This is a genomic window from Synechococcus sp. H55.10, from assembly GCF_047502715.1.
Classification (GTDB): Bacteria; Cyanobacteriota; Cyanobacteriia; order Thermostichales; family Thermostichaceae; genus Thermostichus.
In genome coordinates, this window is the sequence record NZ_JANSJJ010000151.1 from 1 (window position 1) to 722 (window position 722).

The following is a 722-nucleotide window of genomic DNA, read 5'->3' on the forward strand; positions in this document are numbered from 1 at the left end:
ACCCAAGGTCAAGACGCCTTTCTAGGTTGCTGCCAACCAGTGGCTGAGGCAAAAGAAGGGGGGAGAGCGTAAACTGGAGAGCAGGCTAGCATCCTGCTTAGTTCTTCTTGGTTTTTTCAACCCCAGCCTCCTCCTATGAGCGAGACGTTGGCCCCCTCTCTAGAAGCGACTGCCGTGCAGCCTGAGCCGGCCATTGCCGTCACTGGTCTGAGCAAAACCTATCGCACCGGCTTTTGGCTGAACAAGGTGGTCAGCCCTCTCAAGGATTTTTCGCTAACAGTGGCCCGTGGCGAAACCTTTGGGCTACTGGGGCCTAATGGAGCTGGCAAAACCACCACGATCAAGTGTCTGCTGGGCATTGTGGAGCCTACCAGCGGCAGGGGCACTTTGCTGGGCAAACCCCTGGGGGATCGCTCCATCAAGCAGCAGGTGGGCTATCTGCCGGAAAACCCTTACTTTTACGACTACCTAACTGCTTGGGAGTTTCTCCATTTTGCGGGCAAGGTCTTTCGCCTGTCCGATAGCCTCCTCAAGGAGCGGATCCCACAACTGCTGGAGCTGGTGGGGCTTTCTATAGATACGGCCCGCAAAAAGCCAATGCGCACCTACTCCAAGGGCATGCTGCAGCGCACTGGCCTAGCCCAGGCTCTAATCAACGACCCGGAGCTAGTGTTCCTGGACGAGCCGATGTCGGGGCTGGATCCCATGGGCCGCTACCAGAT

At 57.3% G+C, this 722-nt stretch carries 1 protein-coding gene; it reads left to right on the plus strand.

Going from position 1 to position 722, the window contains the following annotated elements; all coding sequences use genetic code 11:
- Positions 1-135: 135 nt before the first annotated feature.
- Positions 136-722, plus strand: a 587-nt coding sequence (locus NW858_RS09580) for an ABC transporter ATP-binding protein (RefSeq protein WP_414520382.1), incomplete at its 3' end; no start/stop codon positions are given.